The 21,705-nt window shown below is 44.1% G+C and carries 20 protein-coding genes; 8 read left to right on the top strand and 12 right to left on the bottom strand.

The genetic code is table 11. The annotated features are described in order from the left end of the window. Window positions 1–120: 120 nt before the first annotated feature. Both AB4623_RS18930 and AB4623_RS18925 read right to left on the bottom strand, forming a co-directional pair. Window positions 121–2,043: a monovalent cation:proton antiporter-2 (CPA2) family protein gene (locus tag AB4623_RS18930; protein WP_017067137.1), complete on the bottom strand. Its 1,923-nt coding sequence runs from the start codon at window positions 2,041–2,043 to the stop codon at window positions 121–123. Then, window positions 2,043–2,660 carry an NAD(P)H-dependent oxidoreductase gene (locus AB4623_RS18925; RefSeq protein WP_372147165.1) on the bottom strand — a complete coding sequence of 206 codons (618 nt, stop codon included), beginning with the start codon at window positions 2,658–2,660 and terminating at the stop codon, window positions 2,043–2,045. The genes AB4623_RS18930 and AB4623_RS18925 overlap by 1 nt, the downstream gene beginning before the upstream one ends. A 306-nt stretch (window positions 2,661–2,966) precedes the next feature. Here AB4623_RS18925 and AB4623_RS18920 point away from each other — a divergent pair, with 306 nt between their 5' ends. Next, complete coding sequence (locus AB4623_RS18920) at window positions 2,967–4,043, top strand: low specificity L-threonine aldolase (protein ID WP_372147163.1); 1,077 nt, start codon at window positions 2,967–2,969, stop codon at window positions 4,041–4,043. 122 nt (window positions 4,044–4,165) lie between these two features. Here the strand turns inward: AB4623_RS18920 and AB4623_RS18915 are convergent, their stop codons facing one another. Next, complete coding sequence (locus AB4623_RS18915; RefSeq protein ID WP_017060906.1) at window positions 4,166–4,291, bottom strand: hypothetical protein; 126 nt, start codon at window positions 4,289–4,291, stop codon at window positions 4,166–4,168. A 256-nt stretch (window positions 4,292–4,547) separates the two neighbouring features. On the opposite strand from AB4623_RS18915, the gene AB4623_RS18910 reads away from it, so the two are divergent. Further along, window positions 4,548–4,982 carry a YccF domain-containing protein gene (locus AB4623_RS18910; RefSeq protein WP_004730224.1) on the top strand — a complete coding sequence of 145 codons (435 nt, stop codon included), beginning with the start codon at window positions 4,548–4,550 and terminating at the stop codon, window positions 4,980–4,982. 176 nt (window positions 4,983–5,158) lie between these two features. On the opposite strand, the gene AB4623_RS18905 is transcribed toward AB4623_RS18910, so the two are convergent. Both AB4623_RS18905 and yiaY read right to left on the bottom strand, forming a co-directional pair. Further along, window positions 5,159–6,082, bottom strand: a complete 924-nt coding sequence (locus AB4623_RS18905) for a hypothetical protein (RefSeq protein WP_029235256.1) — start codon at window positions 6,080–6,082, stop codon at window positions 5,159–5,161. A gap of 195 nt (window positions 6,083–6,277) precedes the next feature. After that, a complete protein-coding gene (gene yiaY / locus AB4623_RS18900) occupies window positions 6,278–7,426 on the bottom strand; it encodes an L-threonine dehydrogenase (protein ID WP_017060904.1) in 1,149 nt (382 codons plus the stop codon). A 626-nt stretch (window positions 7,427–8,052) separates the two neighbouring features. On the opposite strand from yiaY, the gene yjjG reads away from it, so the two are divergent. Both yjjG and yddG read left to right on the top strand, forming a co-directional pair. Continuing rightward, window positions 8,053–8,727, top strand: coding sequence for a pyrimidine 5'-nucleotidase (gene yjjG / locus AB4623_RS18895; RefSeq protein WP_372058278.1), 675 nt, complete (start codon window positions 8,053–8,055; stop codon window positions 8,725–8,727). 267 nt (window positions 8,728–8,994) lie between these two features. After that, window positions 8,995–9,924, top strand: coding sequence for an aromatic amino acid DMT transporter YddG (gene yddG / locus AB4623_RS18890; protein ID WP_372147161.1), 930 nt, complete (start codon window positions 8,995–8,997; stop codon window positions 9,922–9,924). A gap of 39 nt (window positions 9,925–9,963) precedes the next feature. On the opposite strand, the gene AB4623_RS18885 is transcribed toward yddG, so the two are convergent. Next, complete coding sequence (locus tag AB4623_RS18885) at window positions 9,964–10,860, bottom strand: cation diffusion facilitator family transporter (RefSeq protein ID WP_050653601.1); 897 nt, start codon at window positions 10,858–10,860, stop codon at window positions 9,964–9,966. A gap of 288 nt (window positions 10,861–11,148) precedes the next feature. On the opposite strand from AB4623_RS18885, the gene AB4623_RS18880 reads away from it, so the two are divergent. After that, window positions 11,149–11,499, top strand: coding sequence for a hypothetical protein (locus AB4623_RS18880; protein WP_017060899.1), 351 nt, complete (start codon window positions 11,149–11,151; stop codon window positions 11,497–11,499). Between the two features lie 57 nt (window positions 11,500–11,556). On the opposite strand, the gene AB4623_RS18875 is transcribed toward AB4623_RS18880, so the two are convergent. Then, window positions 11,557–12,435, bottom strand: coding sequence for a LysR family transcriptional regulator (locus AB4623_RS18875; RefSeq protein WP_017071134.1), 879 nt, complete (start codon window positions 12,433–12,435; stop codon window positions 11,557–11,559). Between the two features lie 161 nt (window positions 12,436–12,596). Between AB4623_RS18875 and AB4623_RS18870 the strand changes: the two genes are divergently transcribed. From AB4623_RS18870 to AB4623_RS18860, 3 genes are all read left to right on the top strand, one after another. Continuing rightward, the gene (locus tag AB4623_RS18870; protein ID WP_017064785.1) at window positions 12,597–13,196 is read left to right on the top strand and encodes a class I SAM-dependent methyltransferase; all 600 of its coding nucleotides are present in this window, start codon (window positions 12,597–12,599) and stop codon (window positions 13,194–13,196) included. A 330-nt stretch (window positions 13,197–13,526) separates the two neighbouring features. Then, window positions 13,527–15,092 (top strand): YjjI family glycine radical enzyme, encoded by a 1,566-nt coding sequence (locus tag AB4623_RS18865; RefSeq protein ID WP_017060897.1) that lies wholly within the window; start codon window positions 13,527–13,529, stop codon window positions 15,090–15,092. Between the two features lie 43 nt (window positions 15,093–15,135). Next, the gene (locus AB4623_RS18860; RefSeq protein WP_372110201.1) at window positions 15,136–16,050 is read left to right on the top strand and encodes a YjjW family glycine radical enzyme activase; all 915 of its coding nucleotides are present in this window, start codon (window positions 15,136–15,138) and stop codon (window positions 16,048–16,050) included. Between the two features lie 75 nt (window positions 16,051–16,125). Here the strand turns inward: AB4623_RS18860 and AB4623_RS18855 are convergent, their stop codons facing one another. From AB4623_RS18855 to yccS, 5 genes are all read right to left on the bottom strand, one after another. Then, entirely contained in the window at window positions 16,126–17,037 is a 912-nt protein-coding gene (locus AB4623_RS18855) for a LysR family transcriptional regulator (RefSeq protein WP_372110200.1), read from the bottom strand. Window positions 17,038–17,112: 75 nt separating this feature from the next. Continuing rightward, on the bottom strand, window positions 17,113–18,375 hold the full coding sequence (locus AB4623_RS18850; RefSeq protein ID WP_372147159.1) for a hydroxymethylglutaryl-CoA reductase: 1,263 nt from the start codon (window positions 18,373–18,375) through the stop codon (window positions 17,113–17,115). Between the two features lie 161 nt (window positions 18,376–18,536). Next, window positions 18,537–18,857 carry a hypothetical protein gene (locus AB4623_RS18845; RefSeq protein ID WP_017060893.1) on the bottom strand — a complete coding sequence of 107 codons (321 nt, stop codon included), beginning with the start codon at window positions 18,855–18,857 and terminating at the stop codon, window positions 18,537–18,539. Between the two features lie 121 nt (window positions 18,858–18,978). Beyond that, window positions 18,979–19,164: a hypothetical protein gene (locus tag AB4623_RS18840; RefSeq protein WP_029235859.1), complete on the bottom strand. Its 186-nt coding sequence runs from the start codon at window positions 19,162–19,164 to the stop codon at window positions 18,979–18,981. 332 nt (window positions 19,165–19,496) lie between these two features. Then, window positions 19,497–21,680 carry a YccS family putative transporter gene (gene yccS, locus AB4623_RS18835; RefSeq protein WP_372147158.1) on the bottom strand — a complete coding sequence of 728 codons (2,184 nt, stop codon included), beginning with the start codon at window positions 21,678–21,680 and terminating at the stop codon, window positions 19,497–19,499. Window positions 21,681–21,705: the final 25 nt, after the last annotated feature.

Genomic DNA, 21,705 nt, shown 5'->3' with positions numbered 1-21,705 from the left:
CACCTGATACTTGTGCTCATTTGAGGTTTTGTCGGGGTTAAATGAAAGAAAAAGCGGCTCAAATAGCCGCTTTTGATGGTTGAATAGCATGGTTATCTAGAGCTGTAGTCTAGATTCTGCTTAAGACTCTTCTTCCTCAAAGCCATCTGCATAGCCTTTCGGTGGAGGTGTCCAACCACGTTCAGAACGAGAGTGTTTGTCTGAACGGTCTTTTTTCATATCTTCTTTCATTGCTTCTTCAAGGTGAATGAAGATTTGTCGGTAGTTGTTGTCGTAGCGTGGGTTCTCTTCCGCTTCAGACCAAGCTTGGTAAAGCTTTTCAGACTTACGGCTCTCAACGCGTTGATAAGTCGATTTTTGCTGCTCGACGAAGAATGGGTGATGACCCAAAGAACGCAAGGCTTCAGCGCCCATTTCAAGAGCAGAATGGTAGGTCTCTGATTCAACAAAGTCTGCCCCCGCTTCTCTTAGGCGATAACTATGACCTCGGTCGAATGCACGCGCTAAGACTTTCACTTTAGGGTAGGTGTGTTTAACGTATTTCACTAATTCAACGCTTGAGTCTTGGTTGTCGATTGCCACTACTAGCATCGCGGCTTCTTCGATACCCGCGGTATGCAACAAGTCGTGACGAGTAGCATCACCAAAGTAAGATTTAATATTGATGGAGCGTAATAAGTCCACTTGGTTTGCTTGATGATCCAATACTACGGTATTGACGTCATTTGATACCAACAAGCGGTTTACGATCTGACCAAATCGGCCGATGCCTGCAATGATAACGGTACCTTTCTCTTCTATTTTGTCTTCTTCTCGATCGTTCGATTTTTGCTCGTAACGGGGCAGAATGACTTTATCAAACAGAATGAACAGACCAGGAGTTAAGAACATAGAGAGGGCAACAACCAGTGATAGTGTTTGAACAATATCCGCAGGTAATACATGGTTCTGTGCTGAGAAGCTGAGTAGTACAAAACCAAATTCCCCCGCTTGAGCCAAGCTCAATGTAAATAGCCAGCGGTCGCTGTTTTTGATTCTGAAGATTAAAGCCAGTGTAAACAACACCAAGGCTTTCAGCGCCATCACGCCAAGAGTTAAGCCAATGATGAGTGCGAAATCGTTAAATAGAACGCCAAAGTTGATACCTGCGCCTACCGTGATAAAGAACAATCCAAGCAATAACCCTTTAAACGGGTCGATGTTAGATTCCAGTTCGTGCCTGAACTCACTGTTGGCAAGTACCACACCTGCTAAGAAAGTACCTAGGGCAGGCGACAAACCAACAAGGCTCATTAGCGCGGCAATACCAATCACCAACATCAGTGCAGTTGCAGTGAAGATCTCGCGTAAGCCAGAGCTCGCAACAAAACGAAACAGTGGCCGACTTAGATAATGTCCACCGACGACCACAATCGCAATTGAAGCCGTAATAACAAGTCCGTATGCCCAACTTGGCAAACCTGCAACTAAACTGAGTTCATCATGGTGTGCAGCGGTTTGGGCGGCACTTTCTGCCAAAGCAACCAATTCAGGAAGAGCCAACAAAGGGATGAACGCCAGCATTGGGATAACGGCAATATCTTGGAACAAAAGTACCGAGAAAGCGTTTTTACCGCCTTCCGTTTTAGACAGGCCTTTCTCATTGAACGTTTGTAGAACAATGGCTGTCGATGAAAGCGCAAAGATCAAACCGATAGTTAAAGCAATCGTCCAAGGTTGACCAAAGAACTGTGCAATTCCCATCACGATAGCGGTCGTACCACCAACTTGAAGGCCACCAAGCCCCATCAATCGGTTTCTCATCGCCCATAGCATCTTAGGTTCAAGTTCAAGCCCGACTAAGAACAGCATCATCACTACACCGAACTCGGCAAAGTGCTGGATGGTTGTTGTCTCTTCGCCAACCAATCCAATGATGGGACCAATCACAACGCCAGCGATTAAGTAGCCGAGAACTGATCCAAGTCCAAGTCTTTTGGCAATAGGGACCGCAATCACGGCTGCAATTAAATAGATAAATGCTTGTAGAAAGTATCCCGTCATTATTTAACCTCTGCCATCAATTCTTCCACAATATGGTTCAACTTTTCTGCCTTGTTGGCTCTTTTGATGTTGATATCACCTGCAACCAAGGCCTGTAAAAGCGTTCTGTAGCTATCGACATGTTGTTGAATACGGTTTTCTTCCAAAGCGGTACGCGAGCCAAATAACGCAAAGGGCGCGAGATAGTTCATCCCGCACAGAGAAGCGGTTTGTTCGATTGGGTGAAGCAGTTCTCGAATCGTGAAATGGTTGTAACCATCACTTTGGTAGGCATCTTTTTTACCTCCTGCAGTAATGCTACATAACAATTTCTTACCCTGTAGTTCATTGCCTTCGGCGCCGTAGGCAAAGCCGTATTCAAGAACAAGGTCTTGCCACTCTTTAAGAATTGCCGGTGTTGAGTACCAATACAAAGGGAACTGAAAAATGATGATGTCATGGTCTAACAGGCGTTTCTGTTCACGGTCGATGTTGATTTTAAATGTCGGATACTCGGCATAGAGATCGACACAGGTAACACCGTCAACGCGTTTGGCTTGTTCAAATAAGGGTTTGTTTGCTTCAGAACGATGTTGAGAAGGGTGAGCGAATAGCAGCAAGACTCGATTTTTCGACATATAGCCCTCTTTGTATATAAACGAATAATACCTATTGGGATTATAGATATACAATAATAGAAGAATGCTTGAAGAACAACGAATTAGCTAATAGTGATTGTTTTTTCATTATCTCATTTCGTATAGTTTACCTTGTTTTAAGGCACTGTATTGTTTATACAATTCAATACTTCGAAAGGATATGAGCTTGTAAAACTAAATATTCGTTAATAATAAAAGCTAACATTTTTACTTTATGTCACCTTAACGTTAGAACGAAACCATTCGACAACTTTTCATACAATGATAACGAATAAAGGAAAGAGTATGAGTACAGATCTGCGTCAACAATGTGATTTTTTGCTTTCTGGTCACTTAGAACCAACTCCGGCACAAACATTCGCTCAGATGGCTCACTGGTGTGAAACAAATAATGTTACTCACGATAGCTACGGTGATGGCGAGTTTATTGAGAGTTTTGAAAAGAAAGTGGCAGATCTGCTCGGTTATGAAGCGGCTGTGTTTGTTATTACGGGCACCATGAATCAACCGACTGCACTAGAAATTGCGTGCCAAGAGAGAAGAAACCCAGTAGTGGCGATGCATGAATCGAGTCATATTATGCGCCATGAACGCCAAGGGTATCAGCTTCAAAATCGTTTTAGTGTTCTTCCTGTCGGTAACGTATTCCGCACTTGGAATGTCGATGACTTAAAGGCATGGCCTGATGAAATCGCAGCCGCATTATATGAACTGCCGATGCGAGAAATTGGTGGGCAGTTACCCGAATGGGAAGAGCTTGAGGCGATTAAACAGTACTGCAAAGAACAATCAATTCACCTTCATATGGATGGTGCGCGTTTGTGGGAATGCGGCGCCTATTACCAAAAGTCATACAGCGAGATTGCTCAGGGCTTCGATAGTGCTTATGTTTCGCTGTACAAAGGTCTCAATGGCCTTGGTGGTTCGTTATTGTTGGGCGATAAAGCCTTTGTAGCGAAAGCATCTGCGTGGATGAAGCGCCAAGGTGGCAATGTTTATCACCGAACGCCTTATGTGGTTTCAGCAGCAATGCAGTTTGATGAGCGATTAGAGTTGATGCCATCACTGTTTGAGCGAACAAAACAGATCTACCAAATCTTATTAGACTATCCTCAGTTCACTGTTAATCCGCAGCAACCGCAGGTCAACATGCTTCACCTATATTTACCTGTGAGCTATGAAGACGGCATTATTGTGAGAGATAACATAGCGAAGAAACACAAGATTTGGATAGGAAACCCAGCGATCAGTGAGTTGCCAAACCAATGTAAGATTGAATGGTATGTAGGGGATAACTTACTAAATTTGCCTGATCATGAGCTGATAGACATTCTAGATTTTATTAGCGAAGAGCTGATTTGATTAACGAAGAGCTGAGTTGATTACAGAAGAGCTGACTGAAGAAGAACTGGTCTAATTGGAACTGAAATGGATACAGGAAAGGGTTCTTATATCCATTTATATAGCTAGGATGTCCGGCTCTGTTACATATACTGGTTGATGTACACGTCGACTAAGAACATGAACACTGGGACTGTGCTGAGAAGCCCGAAGAAGACGATTGGCACCCAGTTTTTCATTTTCTTTTTAGGTTGCTCAGTGTTGTTCATAAATTCGGCCTTCAATTAGTTGTTGTAGCTATTGTAGCTGTTTAGCTTTGTGGTACTAAAAATCTAAGAGCATGGTATCAAATAAAATCGATGAGCCCTATGCGGATTTGGCGTTTCGTGGCGTGTATCAATCACATAAAGTGTAAGTGATTCATAAACGGTTCATAAAGGTTCAACAATAATGAACCTATTAGAACAAGTATTGCCATACTCGGCATATGAAATAAACAGTATTACAAGATTTGGAGAATACAGAATGAAAACAATAGGAAACATCATTTGGTTTCTGTTCGGTGGCGTATTTATGGGACTAGCTTGGTGGTTCTTCGGACTGCTCGCATTCCTTACCATCGTTGGTATTCCATGGGGTAGAGCGTGTTTTGTTATGGGTAACTTCTCATTCTTCCCATTTGGTCAGGAAGCGATTTCGCGTGACGAGCTAACCAATGAAATGGACATCGGTACGAGCCCGCTAGGCGTGATTGGTAACGTGATTTGGTTCTTATTTGCGGGTATCTGGCTAGCAATCGGTCACATCATGTCAGCTGTGGCGTGTTTCATTACCATCATCGGTATTCCGTTCGCGATTCAACACCTTAAGCTCGCGGTTATCTCGCTGGCGCCAATCGGTAAGACGGTTGTCGATAAACGTGAAGCAGAAGCGGCGCGAGTAAGAAATTACAAAGGTTAAGATTGCAGTCTACGCCTTGATTGAACTGAAAAAGCACATCGTATGATGTGCTTTTTTATGCCTCTATTCTTATCTCTCGATGCTTATATCTCAAACACTAACTAGGCGTTGTTGAACTAGATACTGTTGAGCTAGATACTGTTGAACTATACGTTGTTGAACTAGACATTATAGAGCTACACATTATTGAACAGGACTTCAAGCCGAAGGGTGATGTTGGCTTCTTCGGTATGTTTCTCATGGGGTTCTCGTTCCCATTGATAACGAGGGATGAGTTCGTAGAACAGCCACTCTTTCCATACGTTTTGTCGGTAGGTAACCGAAACCTGAGCGTATTCGTAATGATTATGAGGCTCATCCGTTGCATTAATTGTAGCGCTATATTGAAGTGCTTGGTCTTGGGCAAGGTAGTGATACAAGGTTAGCCCTGTACCATAGTTCCAACCTTTAAGGTCGTCGTTATATCCTGCAAAGCTTGACCATCGAGCCAAGAAATCATCACTTAAAGAAAGATCAAAGTCGATGTCGGTGATCTCACCAGTCTCTTGTTTTTCTTGATATACACGTTGGGTCAGCCTGAATACTGCATCTGTGGTGAGCGGGTAGGTAAAACGATAGCGAGCCTCTATTCTTGGGCGTAATGTCGCTTTGATATTGAAACTACTGTAACCCTTGGCATAGGCGTCATAACGAAGGCCAAGTGCATTCTCTAACTCTTCAGAATCTTGTGGGAAGAAGTCTAAGAATTCTTCATCGCCAACAGACTCGTAGATTAGCTTAAGCCTTTTGCTGACAAAGGGTAAATGCAGGCGTGCGTTGAGCTTGGTGGAATAATCCACGTCACCGCCCTCAGAATAGATGAAATCATTATACCAACGTACAGAGGTTCCGGCTCTGGCGTCCTCGGTAATACGGTCATCCACAAAGAAGTTATCGAACCATATTGCGGGCTGACAAAACTTGCTGTTTAGGTAGTGGTAAGCTTTTTCGACGCGCGTGTCTTCTAACGGTTGGCTGTGACACTCATCCTGTTCCTCCGCGAAGGCAGAGTGGGAAACGAGCGATGCTAATAATGAGGAGTTAACTATCCAACGACTCAATGGAACCTGTTTGTCATTCTATGTATCAATAGTTTGACTATAACTAAGCAGTTATGACAATGCGACTTTTAAAGAGATTTATCTTAATCAGTGGCTATTCAAAACAGAGACTTGAATAACATATGGCAGGTAAAGAAAACGGGCTCAGTAGGTGAGCCCGTTTGTCGATAAGTTTATAAGTGACTTAATGGCAGATTACATTGCCGCTTCGAAAATCGCAGAGATTTCTTCGTGGGTCGCTTGTTTAGGATTAGTAAAACCACATGCGTCTTTCAGTGCGTTGTCAGACAGAGTAGGGATATCTTCTAGCTTTGCACCAAGTTGCGCGATACCTGTTGGGATGTTCACGTCATTTGCTAGTTGAACAATTGCGTTGATCGCAGCTTCTGCGCCTTGCTCTGGTGACATACCTTCAACGTTAACGCCCATTGCTTTTGCAACATCACGTAGACGCTCAGGACAAACTTGCGCGTTGTAGCGTTGAACGTGTGGTAGCAAGATAGCATTACACACACCGTGTGGAAGATCGTAGAAGCCGCCTAGCTGATGCGCCATCGCATGAACATAACCTAGTGACGCGTTGTTGAACGCCATACCCGCCATGAACTGTGCGTAAGCCATTTGTTCACGTGCTTCAATGTCTTCGCCGTGCGCTACTGCCGTTCTTAGGTGAGCTTGTACAAGTTCAATGGCTTTAATCGCTACAGCGTCTGTAATTGGTGTCGCTGCGATAGAAACGTAAGCTTCGATTGCGTGTGTTAGCGCATCCATACCTGTTGCAGCAGTCAGTGATGCAGGCTTAGCAAGCATTAGTTCAGGATCGTTTACTGAAATAAGCGGTGTTGTGTGCTTGTCAACGATCGCCATTTTAATGTGACGTTCCTCATCAGTGATGATGCAGAAGCGTGTCATTTCTGATGCTGTACCAGCCGTAGTGTTGATAGCGATAAGAGGCATCATTGGCTTTTCAGATTGGTCTACGCCTTCGTAGTCTGCAATCTTGCCGCCGTTAGAAGCAACCAGAGCAATGCCTTTTGCACAGTCGTGTGGAGAACCGCCACCTAGAGAAACAACGAAATCACAATCGTTGTCAGTCAGCAATTCAAGACCATCGTTAACGTTCGTGATGGTTGGGTTTGGTTGAGTGCCATCGAATACAACTGCGTCTACGCCTCGCTGGCTAAGAAGGTCTTGTACCTGCTTAACTACACCAATTTGATTCAAGATCTTATCAGTTACGATCAGACCTTTTTTAAAGCCTTGAGACTGAATACTATCAGCAGCATCCTTCAGACAGCCAGTACCCATGAAGTTGATTGTAGGGATGTAAAATGCAGTAGACATTGGAAAACTCCGTTAATTATGATTTTTAATTTCCTACATGTTGTCGGCATTCAAGTGGTCGACCATTGATCTGGAACAACTTTGAATTCGAACTACCACTTTGTGGCTAGTCGTTGTGATAGGGCTCATATAGCAATCGTTTTCATGGTTTTTGGCTGTGTTGATTGTCAGTAATAGATCGCGATAAATCGACTAAATTAGAGACAGTATGGAGCTCTATAACAATGAAAATTAAGGTTTTTCACTGAAAGTTGATCTGGCTAGGCAGGTGTCGACGTTTTATCGGAGTCATCACTGCACTCAATTTGAGGATCTTGCGACTCTTCAGACTCAAGGGTGTCTTCTGACTCCTCGTCATAGTATTTGACAAGAAAAGGGGTAAGCATGACAGACGATGGTAAAAAGTGCTTCATAGTACCTCCCGGTACCTAAGTGTATTTATTGTATGGTATTGGTTTAATATGTGGCAAAATTTGCGATACATCATGACTTGTGGCTTGTTTTCTATAAATTATTAGAACTATATTCAGGCTCACAAAATTGGTAGTAGAATGAACATCTGGTCTTTGAGCCAATGAACAACTAAAGATAAACGCAGCTCAACAGCGTGATTAATAGGAAATAAAATGAAGTACGACTGGATATTCTTTGATGCAGATGAAACCTTGTTCCATTTTGATGCTTATCAGGGAATGAAGCTGATGTTTTCTCGTTTTGGTGTGGACTTCAACGAACAGGATTATTCGGTTTACCAAGAGGTTAATTTACCACTTTGGGTAGATTATCAAGATGGCCGCATTACGGCAGCTCAACTGAAGCACGCGCGTTTTGAAAGCTGGGCAACAAAGTTAGAGACAACAACAGCAGAACTAAACAGTGCATTTTTGACCGCAATGGCGGATATCTGTTCTCTGCTCCCAGGTGCAAAAGAGTTGATGGAGTCTTTAAAAGGCAAAGTGAACATGGGTATCATCACGAATGGGTTTACCGAGCTGCAATCTATACGTTTAGAACGCACAGGTATGACAGATTACTTTGACCATGTGATCATCTCTGAAGAAGTCGGTGTCGCGAAACCAGACGCTGAAATCTTTGAATATGCGCATAAGCTGGTTGGATTGCCATCGAAACAAAGAATATTGATGGTCGGGGATAACCCACATTCAGATATTCTAGGCGGACTCGATTTTGGCATTGAAACTTGCTGGTTAAACAGTCAAGAAAAGACAACACCAGCTGGCATCAACCCTCACTATCAAGTGAAGTCTTTGGCTGACTTACAAGCTCTACTGTTGGCTTAGTTAATAGTTAATAGTTAACAACTGACTGCTACTAGCGAATACGCGATCATAATCACAATCGGTTGATTTCGCTAATTGACCAATGCTTTGCAAATTGATTGATGGTTCGTAAGTTGATTGATGCTTCGTTAATTGGTTGGTACTTCGTAAATTGATAGATGCTTTGTAAACAAAGTGTTGATGGCCGAGTACGAAAATGTACTCGGCCAATTATTTTGAACTTGGTTTAACCATAGAGTGACCATCAAAAATAGATAAGGAAAAGGCGTGCTGAAATCTCATCGTTATAGCTGCTACGGTATTATCGCCATTTTATTATGGAGCTGTTTGATTGCTCTGTCTCGTAGCGTCTCAGAACAGCTAGGTCCAATTGGTGGTGCTGCCAGCCTTTACACGGTGAGTGCGCTGTTGTTGGTCTGTGTTATGGGTTTACCAAAGTTGTCACGCTTTTCTAAGTCTTACTTGCTGATTGGCGGCGCCTTGTTCGTTTGTTATGAGATTTTCCTGGCTCTGGCTTTGGGAATGGCGAACAGCCGACATCAAGCGATAGAGATGGCCGTAATTAACTATCTGTGGCCGGCACTGACGGTGTTGTTTGCGGTGTTGCTGAGCGACAAGAAGATTAACTGGCTGGTTTATCCAAGTATCTTCTTGGCATTCTTTGGTGTGGCTTGGAGCATCAGCGGTGACCAAGGTCTCTCTGTCGACCAAATTGCTGCCAACATTGCGACCAACCCTAAAACCTATTCTATGGCGTTTTTCGGTGCGATTATTTGGGCTGTTTACTGTAACTACACCCAGCGTGTCGCGAAAGGGCAGAATGCGATTGTACTTTTCTTTATCGCTACGGCGATCACTCTGTGGATCAAATACGCATTGAGTGATGAAACCGGCATGGTGATGACAACGAGTGCGGCGATTGATTTAGCGCTAGCTGGCGCTTGCATGGGGGCAGGCTACGCACTTTGGAACACGGCGATTCTTGGTGGCAACATGGTGTTTTTGGCAACCATGTCGTACTTTACGCCAATCTTCGCGACACTACTTTCCTCGGTGATTTTGGGCTTGTCATTGACCATGACGTTTTGGCAGGGCGTATGTATGGTAACCGTTGGTTCACTGGCTTGCTGGTGGGTAACAAGAGAAAAGCCGACGGCAAAGGCGTCGGCTTCTATAAAGGTTCAATCTCAGTCTTAATTTGCGCTTATGTTCCAGCGTTATTTGCTAGGTGAAAACTTAGCTCGCGACATTGAGGTTCAATTGAAGCTCATATGGCATCTTCGATAGGCGTCGCTTAAGTTGGCGGCGCGTACGTTCAATATCATCGACCGCAATCGCTTGTTGGTCGTTGGTATGAATATCAACATTGATTCGTAATTCTGGACCAACCTTAGTCACACCCATCAGCTCCAAATCTTGCTCCGCTTCTTTGTCTACCGCGACAACGTTCTTATCTACCGCATCACAAATATCTTTGTTTGCCGACATCATAAGCAGTTCGCGCATGGCTTCACGTAACATGTCGAAAGGAACTTTGATGAAGTAGAAAGACATTAGCAACATCATCATTGGGTCGGCATACACTGCGTATTCTGCAAGCGGAGAAAAAGTAATTAACCAAGCCGCTACGAAACCCGCTGTTACCGCTACACTCAGTAGCGTATCCATCTGCCACTGCTTAGATTCAGCCTGAATCAGACCTGAAGAAATACGTTTGCTCTTATTCGCGATGTACCACCAAGCGTAACCACAACCCAACACGTTGAAAATACCAAACAGAGTTGCAATAGAAGCATCAACTTCACGACCACCCGTCATTAGGGCACCAATCGCAGAGTAAAGTGAATAACCAACCACAAGAAGAATCACAACGGCTTTAATCGCAATCACAATCGGCTCGATGATAGCTCGACCAAACGGGAACTCAGTGTCCGAAGGGCGATTGATGTATTTCGACGCAGCTAGTGACAATAAAGTTAACAGTAAGCTGATAAGAGAATAGACACCGTCAAACACTATGACCAGAGAGCCAACGAGAAGACCCAACACCAATCCGCCAATTGCGAAGCCTGATGCTAAAAGGGCTGAGAACAATAGTACTCGATTTTCGTTTTGGCTTTTCCTGTCACACATAATATTTTCCAGATGTTTTTGATAACTTCATTGTTCTAATAATGAGCTAACTTTACAAACTTTATCTGATGATGTTTATATGTCTTATTTAATTCGAACATATAAATCAATAAAATTCAGTTACTTAAGATCAGGGTGTGGTGTCAATAAAGTTGACGTTGAGTGTTTTTTGGTGATGGTGTGCAACTGAAATAGGATCGTTTATGATTAATAAAACACATTAGTCGCTAAGGTCTTATTGGTCTTCTAGATTTGACTGCGACTGCGATGGACAAGGAGTGAATCAATATGAAGTTTGACGATATCAGTGATAATGAGTTGTGGGCGATTGCTAACCCGATCATGGATAATCTGATGGATGGTTCAACTAAGGTTGATCATGAACAGCACTGTCGAGATTTTACTCAAAGGATGAAAGACATTGTTACGCCAGAATATTTAGAAAAGGTGTGTCACCATTATCAGCACAGTAATGGCTTTTTTGCTGAGCGTGAGCAAGTTGCTTTATTTAGACGTTCAGACTCCATCGCCTTTGTGTGGAAACAAGCTTACACCATCGCCAAAGGTGAGTTTGTCGCTGAAATGGTATTGGTTGAAGAAGACGGACGCTATTTAGTGGATCACGTGATGGTCTTTTAGGAGTAGTGCTGTTTGTGGTTTTTCCCTTTGTTATCGACGATAAGCAATAAGCGCGAGCTAGAAATCAAACAAATAATCACTAAGCTGGTCGGCCAACCAATTCATTCCTGGGTGCTCTGCCATGCCAGCCGCGGTAAACATACAGTAGTCTTCTTGTGTTAAACCGTAGGTGTGTTTGATCACGGCAAGCTCTTGTTTACGCAGTAAATGGCGAATCAATGGCTCAGGCATTACGCCCCATGCTTCTTCACGTAGAATCGTATCCAACATAAAGTCGAAGCTAGAGAAGCCAATGTAACGACGCGAGAAGGGCTCAAGCTCAGGATTATCCTTTTCATTAAGATAAACCATGGTTGCTTGCATCGAATTTCTCAGTACTTCATCAGACACTCGTCGCATCGCACTCAAATCATGTCCTTTCTTACATACAGACATCATTCGAATCTTACCAAGCGGGTTGTAGATAATTCTTGGGTCATCGACGCGTTCGTAATCGACACCAAATGCGAAGTCGACTTGCTGAGTTTCAACTAGGTTAGCTAAGTCACCGCTCGATGCGAGAACGAAGTTGAATGAGGTAGAAGGGTACTTGTTATTTAAGGCGTGAGATAAGTCCTGCCACATTTCATCGGGTAGGGAGTCATCTCGTGCTATCCAAATTTCTGCGTTGAATTCGCCCGAAACATGCAAGCAGGTTTGTTTAATACGCGCGGCTGTCACCAACATGCCTTCGCAATCTTTGTAAATCGCTTTACCCGCTTCTGAAAGCTCAACGTGGTTTCCGCTGCGGACGAACAGCTCGACATCTAACTCTTTTTCCAAGGCTTTAATCGACATGCTGAGTTTGGTTCGGTTGCATTCTAACTGGCGTGCAGCTTCAGAAACTGATCCTAAATCAGCAACGGAACAAAAGGCTTGGACTTGAGAAAGGTTCATTTCATTTCCATATTGAGCGGGGGTCGGTGCATATTATCTGAATATTGTGCTGACTATCTTAGAAATAGTCCATCTTTGCATGATAACTCTATGACGAATTGACTAATTTGGTTTACTCTGGGGAAGTTCCGAACCTACAAGAAGTAAAGATGGAGGCCATGATGGCGAAACAATGGGACGAATACGCCGTTGATTGGGATAAAGATCCCGCAACCGCAGTATTCGCACAATCCGTATTTGACCAGTTAACACAGCTCGTTGATTTAAACGGAACCCGTGTCCTTGATTTTGGTTGTGGTACAGGACTACTCAGCCAGAAAATATCTCCTTTAGCAAAAGAGATCATCGCACTTGATATCTCTGAAGGGATGATTGAAGAGTTAGATAAGAAAGAGTTACCTAACGTTGAACCGGTAGTTGATATTTTATCGCGCGGACTTGCAGCGCAGCATCCAGCATTCAGAAACCAGTTTGACCTAGTGGTAGCCTCTTCGGTGTGTGGTTTTATCCCGAACCTACAAGACACAGTCAGTCTGATTTACACGCTGCTTGAAAACGACGGTACGTTTGTACACTGGGATTGGTACTTGGAAAGCGACAGTGAAGACTACGGTGTAAGCCAACAGCGCTCAGAAAATGTATTGAGTGCAGCGGGCTTTGCAGTAGTTGAAGTCTCTACACCGTTCTCGATTGACACTCCACAAGGAGAGTTAAAGGTATTAATGGGTGTTGGACGTAAACAAGCGCTTCCAGATCTGTAATCGTGTGTATGCCTTGAGCTAGCATTCAGAATGCTCATTTAAACTACTAAACCCACATTAACGACTCTAACGTCAGTTATGTGGGTTTTCTCTTTTTGGCGCTATCGTTTTAAACAGAACGAATTAGCGCTTTCTCATTTCTTCACTACTAACTCTGGTTTCTCTATTTCTCTATTTCTCTGTTTCTCATCTCGCTCATAGAAAACTCAACACCGCTAATTTACAAATTATTTATTTCCATTTTGGAAATGTAGTCTTGCATACATTTCATTAGTGGAAATATAACGGTGAGATATAAAATAAGCCCATAACAACACTAAGGGTTTAATCATGAGCCACCAATCTGCGTCATCTACTTCTTCACCACTTTCAGAGCAACAACAACGCTTTAGCAATATCATTTCAGATGCCAACCTGTCACCAAAACAGAAGTCGAGCTATCTTGCCTTAGAAGCTGAAGCCAGCTTACCGTATATGCCGGTAAGCAAAGAAGTAGAGCAAGCCTTACAACAAGGTGTGCTGTGTGACATGTTTGAAGGGCACGCCCCATTTAAGCCGCGCTATGTACTTCCAGATTATTCTAAATACTTACATCAAGGCTCAGAGTATTTAGAGCTTAGCGCGGCAACCAACTTCGATGAAGCATTGAACATGCTTACCATCCTTTACCACCATGTTCCGTCTGTCACTTCAATTCCGGTTTACCTAGGTCAGTTGGATGATGTGTTGATGCCTTTCGTGGGCGACTTAACAGAAGAGCAGGTATACCAAAAGATTAAGCTGTTCTGGATCATGTTGGATCGCACACTGCCAGACGCCTTTATGCATGTGAATATCGGCCCGACAGACAACATTATCTGCCGTACGATTTTACGTGTAGACGCTGAATTGAAGCAGATCGCGCCAAACTTAACCTTTATGTACGACCCAGCCGTGACACCTGATGATCTACTTCGTCATGCGGCGAGCAACATCTGTGAATGCAGTAAACCACATATTGCAAACTATCCAGCGCATGCCGAGGCTTACGGCGATAAGCGTTTTGGTATTGTGAGCTGCTACAACTCTCTGCCGTTAGCGGGTGGTTCAAACACCTTGGTGCGTATGAACCTTAAGCAAGTGGCGTTGAAGTCTGAGGACAGTGCTGATTTCTTACAACAAGTATTGCCGAACTACAGTGGCATCATGGTTGAGTTGATGAACGTTCGAAGCCGCTTCTTGCATGAAGAGTCTAACTTCTTCGAAGGCTTCTTAACCAAAGAAGGTTTGATCGAAGAGGATCGCTTTGCGCCAATGTTTGGTATTTACGGCATGGCGGAAGCAGTCAACATCTTGTTGGAGAAAGAAGGTCAAGCAGGGCGTTATGGTCACGATGAACTGGCGAATCAGCTTGGTCATCGTATCTCTGAAAAGCTGGCTGAGATCGTTGAACGCTCTGAAGTGAAATATGGATTAGAAGGTAAAGCTCTGCTGCATGCTCAAGGCGGTATTAGCTTAGATGAAGATGTGACGCCGGGTGTCCGTATTCCTTATGGTACCGAACCGGATCCTGTCTCTTACGTTCGTGCAACCGCGGGTCACCATAAGTTCTACACCTCGGGCATCAGTGACATTCTGACCATCGACGAAACAGTGAAATCTAACCCTGAAGCGATGTTTAACCTGTGTAAAGGCGCGATTCAAGCGGGTTACCGAGAGTTCACGGCTAACGTTGCATCAAATGATTTGGTTCGTGTCACGGGTTACATGATTAAGCTATCTGACATTGCCAAATATGACGAGCAAGGCTCACGCACCAATACCACCTTTTTAGGTGCCGAAGCTGCGAAGAACACGGGCATATTAGAGCGTAAACCACGCGTGGCGAGTTTAGAGATGTCGCCGACATACGAATAGCTTTAACGTGTGTTATGCGTTTCGAATACGAACAATGTGAATTATGAAAATTTCTGATCTAACAACTCAAATGGCTAGGGTTAAAAATAATAAGACAGAAAAACAAGCGAAGGTCAGCCGTGTGCTGACCTTTTCTTGTGTTGATGGACCGGGAAATCGCCTAGTGCTGTTTCTACAAGGGTGCAATTTCGATTGTATAACCTGCCATAACCCACACACTATTAATCACTGTAACCATTGCGGAGACTGCATAAGTGGGTGTCCAAGCGGCGCATTAAGCTCTGTAGATGGTAAGGTGAAGTGGGATCCGGTCGCGTGTACCAACTGCGATCAGTGCGTCGATATCTGCGACCATAAGTCGAGCCCGAAAATTACCACAATGACGGTCTCAGAGGTTCTGGAGCTTGTCAGGCATAATCAGTTTTTCTTGAGTGGCATTACCGTTTCTGGCGGTGAAGCGACCATGCAGTTGCCGTTTATCATAGAGCTGTTTCAAGCGATTAAACGTGATCCACAGTTAGCGCATCTCACGTGTTTTATTGATAGTAATGGTTCGCTGTCACTTCAAGGGTGGGACAAGGTGTTGCCTTATCTTGATGGCGCGATGATTGACCTAAAATCATGGCAATCGGAAACACATCAATGGTTAGTGGGTAGAGGTAATCATAGGGTGTTTGAAACCATTAACTACTTAGCAGATAAAGAAAAACTGCACGAAGTTAGGTTGCTACATATCCCAAATAAAAGCGATCTTGAGGACGAAATTGAACAAGTGGGGCGTTACTTGAAGACTCTACCAAGTGATGTTCGAATTCGGCTGAATGCGTTTCAGCATCATGGTGTCATTGGCGACGCGTTAGATTGGCCGAAATGCACCGAAAAACAGATGCAGAGCTTTCACGATAAGCTCTACACCATAGTTCAAAGACCGATGCAAACTCCTGAGGTTTATACCTAGTCTTTAGATTTCTTAGGCAGTCAATCAGGCTTCTAAGAACGTTAACTTTCTAAAGATATTAAGTCTCTAAAAATATTAAGCTTCTAAAAACAGGTCACACAACCACTTGATCGCTTGATCATTCATGTTGGGCTTGTTCCACACTAAGCTATACGCCACCTTACCGTAATCAAAAGGCAAGGGCTTGCTCACTAAGCCCTGAGCTTGCTTAGCACGCTCAGCCCACTGTTTAGAGCAAGTGAACAGGAAAGGCGTGTGGTGACACAACACAGCCGCAGCGCCGAAGTCCGCGACCGATATTGCCATCTCTCTTGGTTGGTGGCATTGAACCAAGTTTTGTTCAAAGTAAGGCTGAGACAGTTCGTTATCTAAAATCCCAATGTGCTTGTAATCTAAGTAGCCTTCTACCGTCAGTTCTTGCTGAGCGAGAGGGTGGTGTGCGCCAATCAAACAAACCATTTCATCTGGAAGAATTGTTTCCCAAACCAGCTCTTTGTTATCGGTCGGCGGCTGAGATATATCATGAGGCAACAAGATCAAATTGACCTTGCCACTGAGTAAAGCATCGAAGCCGAGCTGTTGTTTCGAATAGATGTTGAGCTTCGCGTTTGGCGCCAGTTCAGTAGTGATTTTACTTATCTTAGAGGCAAATACTTCGAAGGTACTTTCACGCATCGAAAGTGAAAAACTGCCTTGGTACTCTTGAGGGGTAAAACTCTTTTGATGAAGCAGTCCATTCATGCTTGAAAGAATTGCGTGAACAGTGGGCGCTATCTTCAGAGCAAAGGGAGTCGGGATAAGCTTGGTACCATCTCGATAGAAAAGCTCATCATTCAGGATGTCACGCAACTGAGACAGGGTTTTGCTTACACTCGAAGGGCTGACACAGAGTTGCTCTGAGGTCTGAGTGACGCTGTGGGTGTTCAGCATAATATGAAGCGCAGTGAGGTGCTTAAGGCTCACCCTAGATAAGTGTAAGTAATCCATTTATGACTCACGCATTCAGATTGGCTTGTGATTTTGCATGAACGACAAAATCGAACAAGCCAAATTGGATAAAGGTTATTTACGAGCTAGCTTATGGTGCGCTCGTGAAAAGTGGCCTGCGCAAAATGCGCCCACAATCGATAGTTCACCCGCTAAACACAGTGCAGCACAAACTTCAGCTAGGGCTTGTGATTTACCGTTACCATGCAGCCCAAGTAAATCTAAACAGGCTTTTTGACTTGGCAAGCCAGTACCACCGCCGACAGTCCCCACCATTAGGTTAGGCAGTGTCACGCTAGCGTATAAACCGCCTTCTTTGTTGAGTTCCATACGCGTCATACCAATCGCTGACTCGGCGACACAGGCCGCGTCTTGGCCACAAGCGATGTAAAGTGCCGCCAGTGCATTCGCATAATGGGCGTTGATACCGATAGTGCCGCTCAAAGCGCCACCGACTGTGGTCATTTGGCCAAACTGGACCATCTTCTCTGGTGTCGTGTGTAGGTACTTCGCGACAAGCTCTGCAGGGATATTAACCTCAGCAGTTACCTTTTTGCCACGAACGCTGCGCAAGGTTTGGGTATTGGCTTTCTTATCGCCTGACAAGTTGCCATCAAGGAAAGCATGGTCAGGCTTAACTGGCGTATTTTCGATGATGTACTCAAACACGGCATTGGTTGCGATGGTCACCATATTCTGACCAGAAGCGTCTCCGGTTAGAAATTCGAACACCAAGTAAACATGGTTACCTTCGATGTTGATATTAATGTCGGTCAGCTTGCCGTGTGATGTTGTTGATTCTGCCAAGATCTTGAACTGGTCATACTGAGTCACAGCCCAAGCCACAAACTGTCCGGCTTCAACTAATCCTTGAAATGCAAAGCCAGGAGTACGTGTTACGCCTTCATTGAGCAACATAGCACTTGCGCCACCACAAGCCGTAATCAGCTTAGAACCACGGTTATAAGACGCGACAAGCGCAGCTTCTGTGGTCGCGAGTGGTACTAGGTAATCGCCCGTAGCAAATAGGCCATTGACTCTTAAAGGGCCAGATATTCCCACAGGGACTTTAACGGTGCCAATAAAGTGCTCAATGTTTTTCTCATAAGCTTGGAACTGACTTTGTGTATGAGGGTCGAGCAGTTCTTGCTGTGAATCTGCATTATCGAGCGCTGTCCAGCGACGTGTGAGATTCTTTTCTGTCAGGTAGGGTCTAGGTGTCAGCTTATTTACTGGCTTTTCAAAATGAGGCTGAAGCTTTTTTTCTAATTCGTCTGCGGAGATGTCGCCTCCTAAAATAGAAACATAGTCACGGCGATGCAGATTTAGTTTTGGCATAAATAGTATGAAGTAAAGTTTGTGCAGCAAATTGGTTTGCGCTGATTCTACCGAGTAATAAACCAGAAACAAGCGCCTGATATAATGAGTTACAGTTTGTGTGGTTGTTGAAGCAAAAAGCAGCGAAGTTTCGCGAAATATAGGCTGTATTTGAGCGAAATTTAGATATGAATGTCGAGAAGGCTACCGATGGCTTCGTTTTGACGATCAACCACACTTGCACCAACGCGGTTATAACTTGCGCTTTGTGTCAGTTTAATCAAGGAATCGGTTGAAGATGAAGCAGGTTCAGGTTCTTTGTCTTTAAAGGAAATGGCTTGTTCAGGCTCTATTTGATTAAAGCTGAGATCGCTAGCTTCGAAAGTGTCGTCGGATTCTAGAGCGTGTTTGGAGGCTTGGTTGAGCTCGATTGCGGCTTCTTCAGCCATGTTGGTGGATTGCTGAATAATGGCGTAACCAGATTGAATACCAGATATCGACATATCAGAACCTTTTATTGACGTATGAAATGAGTCTAGGCGGACGATATTTTGAGCGCAATGGTGAACAGATGAAATTTACGGTGAAAATGTGAACTTAAGCTAAAATAGTGATGTCTGTCTATTAACTGAACAGGTCATTTAGCGCGTTTAACTCTTCATCAGTAAGCAAAGAAGGCTTCTCTGTTTCGAGGTTGCCGTCGATCTCACCCTGAAGTGCTTTTAATTGTTGTGGGCTAAGAAGCTGTATTTGCTGCTTAAATGCTTCAAATTGCTGTGTATTCATAGTGTGACCTTTGTTCAAATCAATATGCTCTTTAGAGCATAGTCTACTGATTCAGGAAATCAAACAAGATTAAGTGAATTTTAAATGATGTTTGAAGTTTCTTGAAACTAAGACAACTATAAATTCCTGTGGTCGTTTTTTGTCCGAGAAATGTTAGGAAAAGTTAAGGCTTGGTCAATCAAAGTCAGAAAATTCCTACAATGTAAAAACGCCTTCAACCCTTGTGGCACAAGGGTAGGTAAGTAATTTCTCTACCCAATTAGGGGTATGGGTAAAGCAATGTATAAATATTTGTGATGATCAAAAGATAAGCAATTGGCGTTATCTTTTTGTTTTTACGGTATTTTGTTTGTTGCTCAAGAAGCTTCTGTTTCAAACGACTTGTCGATCTTAACCTTAACTGCAAACTTGGTCGCTAAGGTATGCAGTTCTGGAAGCATTCGATAGATCAAATGGAGCTGTTGTAGAACCATTTTGACAGAATTCTCATCTTCTTCTCGCCATTCACTCAAACGTTTATCCAGCTCCGGGTCATAAGCGTTTTTCACTTCACAATGCTCTTTATGAGAATAGAGTTGATCATTTAGAGCGTCGAGATGCTGGTGGATTACTCTGTGCGCATCTAGCACCAGTTTGTGTGTCGCTTCATCATCAATACGCGTTCTGTGAGCACCCAGAGCCGAGATATAGCTAAGTAGAGCATGATTGAGTGTTAAGAATCGGAAGCTCTCATCTTCAGAGGTGCGGTACTTACCCGGTTCAACCAACATGCTACTGATCGCGGCAGTCAGGTTTGCATCATTATTATGCGCACTACGTCGAGCGATACGATAGTTTAGGCTATCTTTCTTACCGACACGGTATTGGCCGATGATCTGAGCGAGATAGTTCTTATTGGAATCGAGCGCATTCGCCATCACTTTGTGCAGTCGCTTCGACTGCCAATCAGGTAACACATAAATGACAGCAAGCACGGCGAGAGCACAACCAATAAAGGTATCCGCTAACCTTGGCAATACTACCGCGTAGCCTTCACCTAATTGGTTAAAGCAGAAGAGCACAAGCAGTGTGATAAAGCCGGTCGCAAACCCGTAGTTATTGATTCGAAACGCAAAGAACATCACGCCACTGATCACAATGAACACCAATTGGCTCTCTTGCGACGGGAAGAAGGTCAGTAAAGGTACTCCGATCAACAAGCCTGCGACCGTGCCAATGACACGTGCCGTCAGTTTTTGACGGGTTGCACTGTAGTTTGGCTGACACACAAACAGCGTTGTCAGTAGAATCCAGTAACCTCTTTCAATATCAAACCCTTGGATAATCCCATAGCCCAGCGTCAGAGTGATCGCCATACGAATCGCGTGGCGGAATAGCATAGAATCGGTGTGCAAGTTAGCTTTGATCTTGTGCCACATTGCCGTCAAAGTATGAGGGTTGGTATCGTCCAATACACCTTCTTCAATCTTCTCTGCATCTGGGTTGCTGATATTCGAGAGCTGTTTTTCAACGGTTGCTAGGTTATTGAATAAGTAATCCAACTGATTCAGCAGTGATTTCCATTCAGGGTTGTTCTGTTGGTGCAGGTGATTGAGCGATGACATCAGCTCATCAAGTGCCAATACAGACTTGTCACCATGCTGGTATTCAGCGCCAACTTTCAATGAGCTCGCCACTTCTTTACAAGCTGTTGCCTGCGCTTCCAGTAGATACTTAAATCGAAACAACACGTCAGAGCGTTCAAAGTGTTTTGCTAGCTCTTGATAACGATAGTGGCTAGAGCTTACGCGTTCATGAATATCTTGTGCGATGAAGTAGGTGTTAAGAAATCGGTCACTAGGGCCGTCAATGTGTCCGCGCTTAGAGCGGTTGAGTAGCGTCGCCTTACACATGTTGAGTGCGTTAACGGTACTCGCGTTGAGTTTGGCTTCAATGATTCGGTGTGGCTGGGGAATCAAGTCTGAAACGGGGTAGAAGAGTTCCGCTTTTGAATCGATGTAATTACCGATTTGATCGAATACCGTGGCTAGGTTTTGCTGCACAGGTTGCATTGGCCACACTATCTGCCAAATCATCGACATGAAGTAGTACCAAGCGGCGCCAGTTAACAGTAGAAGCGGTTGAAACCAAAGGTTGGTGCTCTCGTGTGCACCAAGCATGGTGTAGATAGCGACCAACAGCGAGCCAAACGCGATGCTGGCGTATTTAGGGCCAATCGCTCCGAGTATGATGAAAGAGAAGGTTGAAACGAAAAGCCCTATCGCGAACAGCCAAGGTGTATCGAAAAGAATCTCAATAGAGAAGGCTGCAACAGCGAAACAGATAAAGGTCAATGTGAGTGCTTTCAATCGACCAGTAAAGCTGTCATCACTTTCCGCTAGAGCAGCAGCAATGACGCCTAAAATAAGTGGGGTGATGAGTGTGTTTTGTCCATAATACCAAGCAGGCACCACAACACCGAGTAGGGTGATGAGAATTAATACGCTGTAATTTATGGTTTTATTCGCCCAATAGAGGCGTAATTTGGCTGAAAAGTCCACAGTCGCTCACTTGACACACTAAAAA

Origin of the sequence: Vibrio sp. 10N.222.52.C12 (assembly GCF_041474215.1) — a bacterium.
Classification (GTDB): Bacteria; Pseudomonadota; Gammaproteobacteria; order Enterobacterales; family Vibrionaceae; genus Vibrio; species Vibrio crassostreae_C.
Note: the sequence above shows the minus strand (reverse complement) of the source record. Positions and strands in the feature narration are given on the sequence as shown.

What these genes read in the sequence shown, in the direction of transcription:
- AB4623_RS18850 (WP_372147159.1), bottom strand. Translation starts at nt 18,375, where the DNA reads ATGCCAAAACTAAATCTGCATCGCCGTGACTATGTTTCTATTTTAGGA.
- yjjG (WP_372058278.1), top strand. Translation starts at nt 8,053, where the DNA reads ATGAAGTACGACTGGATATTCTTTGATGCAGATGAAACCTTGTTCCAT.
- AB4623_RS18910 (WP_004730224.1), top strand. Translation starts at nt 4,548, where the DNA reads ATGAAAACAATAGGAAACATCATTTGGTTTCTGTTCGGTGGCGTATTT.
- AB4623_RS18925 (WP_372147165.1), bottom strand. Translation starts at nt 2,660, where the DNA reads ATGTCGAAAAATCGAGTCTTGCTGCTATTCGCTCACCCTTCTCAACAT.
- AB4623_RS18875 (WP_017071134.1), bottom strand. Translation starts at nt 12,435, where the DNA reads ATGAACCTTTCTCAAGTCCAAGCCTTTTGTTCCGTTGCTGATTTAGGA.
- AB4623_RS18930 (WP_017067137.1), bottom strand. Translation starts at nt 2,043, where the DNA reads ATGACGGGATACTTTCTACAAGCATTTATCTATTTAATTGCAGCCGTG.
- AB4623_RS18865 (WP_017060897.1), top strand. Translation starts at nt 13,527, where the DNA reads ATGAGCCACCAATCTGCGTCATCTACTTCTTCACCACTTTCAGAGCAA.
- AB4623_RS18885 (WP_050653601.1), bottom strand. Translation starts at nt 10,860, where the DNA reads ATGTGTGACAGGAAAAGCCAAAACGAAAATCGAGTACTATTGTTCTCA.
- AB4623_RS18855 (WP_372110200.1), bottom strand. Translation starts at nt 17,037, where the DNA reads ATGGATTACTTACACTTATCTAGGGTGAGCCTTAAGCACCTCACTGCG.
- AB4623_RS18880 (WP_017060899.1), top strand. Translation starts at nt 11,149, where the DNA reads ATGAAGTTTGACGATATCAGTGATAATGAGTTGTGGGCGATTGCTAAC.
- yiaY (WP_017060904.1), bottom strand. Translation starts at nt 7,426, where the DNA reads ATGTCTACTGCATTTTACATCCCTACAATCAACTTCATGGGTACTGGC.
- AB4623_RS18860 (WP_372110201.1), top strand. Translation starts at nt 15,136, where the DNA reads ATGAAAATTTCTGATCTAACAACTCAAATGGCTAGGGTTAAAAATAAT.
- AB4623_RS18870 (WP_017064785.1), top strand. Translation starts at nt 12,597, where the DNA reads ATGGCGAAACAATGGGACGAATACGCCGTTGATTGGGATAAAGATCCC.
- AB4623_RS18920 (WP_372147163.1), top strand. Translation starts at nt 2,967, where the DNA reads ATGAGTACAGATCTGCGTCAACAATGTGATTTTTTGCTTTCTGGTCAC.
- AB4623_RS18915 (WP_017060906.1), bottom strand. Translation starts at nt 4,291, where the DNA reads ATGAACAACACTGAGCAACCTAAAAAGAAAATGAAAAACTGGGTGCCA.
- AB4623_RS18845 (WP_017060893.1), bottom strand. Translation starts at nt 18,857, where the DNA reads ATGTCGATATCTGGTATTCAATCTGGTTACGCCATTATTCAGCAATCC.